Raw genomic sequence first — 2,777 nt, 5'->3', positions numbered from 1 at the left:
GGGCGGCCCAGGCGGCGACGAGCGTCGTCTTGCCGAAGCCCGCGGGGGCGACCACGGCGGCGACCCGGTGGCCGGCGACGGCGGCCTCGAGCTCGGCCGTCGGACCCGGTCGGGGCACGACGTGGAGTCCCAGGGGTGGTGTCGTGACCTTGACCCCTGGTGCCACGCCTTGCGCCACGTGCCGGACGCTCACGAGGCGAACGTATCGGGCAAACGGTGCGGAAGCGAGAGCATCCGGGTGACGTCTCTGCGGACGACCGCCGTCGCACGTTCACCTCGACGCGTCCAGCCGTTCACCTGGCGGTGCGAGCCTGTCGACCGCGCGGCAGCGGGCCGCAGCAGGAGAGGACTACATGCGGGACATCTTCGACGCCGAGCTGGCGCAGCTCGGCCACGACCTCGTCGCGATGAGCGGCCGGGTCGAGCGCGCGATCACCGACGCGGGTGTCGCGCTCCTCACGGCGGACGTGACGCTCGCGGAGTCGGTCATCGCGGCGGACGTCGAGATCGACGCGATCGAGCGCGACCTGGACGAGCGCTGCGTGCTCCTGCTCGCCCAGCAGCAGCCCGTCGCGACCGACCTGCGCATCGTCGTGTCCGCGCTGCGCATGAGCGCGACGCTCGAGCGCATGGGCGACCTCGCCCGCCACATCGCGCAGGTCGCACGCGGGCGCTACCCGCGGCAGGCGATCCCGCACGGGCTGTCGGGCACGTTCACCGAGATGCACGACGCGGCCGTCCGTGTGGCGCGCCGCACGACGACGCTGCTCACCAACCACGAGCTGCCGCTGGCCGAGAGCATCGAGCAGGACGACGACCTGCTCGACGAGCTGCACGAGGACACGTTCGCCGCGCTGCTGTCGGGCGGCTGGGACGGGTCGATCCAGGAGGCCGTCGACGTCACGCTGCTCGGCCGCTACTACGAGCGCTTCGGCGACCACGGCGTGTCGATCGCGCGTCGCGTGACCTACCTGGTCACGGGCGTGCTGAGCCAGGAGCTCGACCGCTCCGCGAGCTGACACCGCGCTGACGTCGGGCACGCCAAGGCTGCAGCACCGCGGTCTCGCGCCGGACGGACGAAGGCGCCGCCACCCCTGCTCGGGTGGCGGCGCCTTCGTGGTTCCTGCGGGCGGGTCAGCGACCCTGGTTCGCGACGGCCTTGATGGCCTCGGCGGCGGCCTCGGGGTCGAGGTAGGTGCCGCCCTTCGTCACGGGCTTGAGGGTCTCCTCGTCGAGCTCGTAGAGCAGCGGGATGCCCGTCGGGATGTTGATGCCGGCGATGGTGTCGGCGTCGACGCCGTCGAGGTGCTTGACGATCGCGCGGATCGAGTTGCCGTGCGCGGCGACGAGGACCGTCTTGCGGGCCTGCAGGTCCGGCACGACGTCCGACTCCCAGTACGGCAGGGCCCGCTCGAGGACCTGCGCGAGCGCCTCGGCGCGCGGGATCGGCTCACCGGCGTAGCGCGGGTCGGTGTCCTGCGAGAACTCCGAGCCGAGCTCGATGTCCGGCGGCGGCACGTCGTAGGAGCGGCGCCAGAGCATGAACTGCTCCTCGCCGTACTCGCTCAGCGTCTGCTTCTTGTCCTTGCCCTGCAGCGCGCCGTAGTGGCGCTCGTTGAGGCGCCAGCTGCGCTTCACCGGGATCCAGAGGCGGTCCGCGGCGTCGAGCGCGTAGTTCGCGGTCGTGATCGCGCGGCGCAGGAGCGACGTGTGCACGACGTCGGGCAGGACGCCCGCGTCCGTGAGCAGCTTGCCGCCGCGCTTCGCCTCCTCGACGCCCTTCTCCGAGAGGGGGACGTCCACCCAGCCGGTGAACAGGTTCTTGGCGTTCCACTCGCTCTCGCCGTGGCGGAGCAGCACGAGGGTGTAGGTCATGCGCCCATCCTGCCGCAGGGTGCGCGGAGCGTCGCCGGGACGTCCGTCCCTGGGACGTTCGCGCGCGCGGTGGTGCGCGGGCGCGGTCAGCGAGTCGGCGGGGTCAGCGGGAGCGGCGGGCCTCGGCGGCGACGCCGTAGACCTTGAGCACCTGGTCGGCGGCGGCGGACCAGCCGAACCGCTCGGCGCTGCGTCGGGCGGGCCGGTCGGCGACGGGGTGCCGCGGGTCAGGGCGTCGGCCGGGCCGGGTCGTCGGCCGGCAGCGGGAGGCCGTCGAGGTAGATGCGGTAGCGGCGACGCCCCTCGGTCTCGCCGGCCTCCTTGCGCGCCTTCGCGGCGTCGATGTGCTGCTCGAGCACGCGCTGCACGGCGGCGATGACGTCGTGCGCCTCGGCGGGCGTGAAGTCGGTGGTGATGCGGTCGTTGATCTGCGCGTCGTCCCACTCGGGCTCGTGCGGGGCGGACATCCAGCGGGTCAGGACGTCGGCGCGGTCGGCGACGACGGCCTGGAGCATCATGCGCGCGGCCGGCGCGGTGGCGGGGTCCTCGAGCATGGCGTGCCCGTCGATGCTGAAGCCGACGGGCTTCCACCACCGCTCGCGGCCGCCGGTGTGCTCGGGGTCGTCCTCGACGAACCCGAACCGCTCGAGCTGGCGCAGGTGGTAGCTCGTCTGACCGCTGCTCTCCCCCAGCAGCCGCCCCAGCCGGCTCGCGGTCGACGGCCCGACCTCACCCAGGAGGTTGTACATCGCGATCCGCAGCGGGTGCGCGAGCGCCTTGAGCGCCTCGGGCGAGATGGGTCGCTCGGCGAAGAGCGCCAACCGGTCGGAGGCCTCGCCGGCCGCAGGGACAGGCGGTGCGGCGGCGGGCGGTGCGGCTGCGGGCGGTGCGGCTGCGGGCGG

Annotated in this window: 4 protein-coding genes; 1 reads left to right on the top strand and 3 read right to left on the bottom strand. The window is 73.5% G+C overall.

All coding sequences use genetic code 11. The features are described 5' to 3' along the window. Positions 1 to 193, bottom strand: a 193-nt coding sequence (locus tag HGA02_RS15455) for a hypothetical protein (RefSeq protein ID WP_168679946.1), incomplete at its 3' end; no start/stop codon positions are given. A gap of 160 nt (positions 194 to 353) precedes the next feature. Between HGA02_RS15455 and phoU the strand changes: the two genes are divergently transcribed. Further along, the gene (gene phoU, locus HGA02_RS15450; protein WP_162354014.1) at positions 354 to 1,019 is read left to right on the top strand and encodes a phosphate signaling complex protein PhoU; all 666 of its coding nucleotides are present in this window, start codon (positions 354 to 356) and stop codon (positions 1,017 to 1,019) included. Between the two features lie 115 nt (positions 1,020 to 1,134). Here phoU and HGA02_RS15445 read toward each other — a convergent pair whose 3' ends face one another. Both HGA02_RS15445 and HGA02_RS15440 read right to left on the bottom strand, forming a co-directional pair. Beyond that, positions 1,135 to 1,875: a phosphoglyceromutase gene (locus HGA02_RS15445; protein ID WP_168679945.1), complete on the bottom strand. Its 741-nt coding sequence runs from the start codon at positions 1,873 to 1,875 to the stop codon at positions 1,135 to 1,137. A gap of 227 nt (positions 1,876 to 2,102) precedes the next feature. Continuing rightward, the coding region (locus HGA02_RS15440) for a helix-turn-helix domain-containing protein (protein WP_425483072.1) at positions 2,103 to 2,777 on the bottom strand (675 nt) is incomplete at its 5' end.

Source organism: Cellulomonas septica (assembly GCF_012396155.1).
GTDB lineage: Bacteria > Actinomycetota > Actinomycetes > Actinomycetales > Cellulomonadaceae > Cellulomonas > Cellulomonas septica.
The sequence above is the reverse complement of the archived record's forward strand: the minus strand, read 5'-3'. Positions and strand labels throughout refer to the sequence as shown.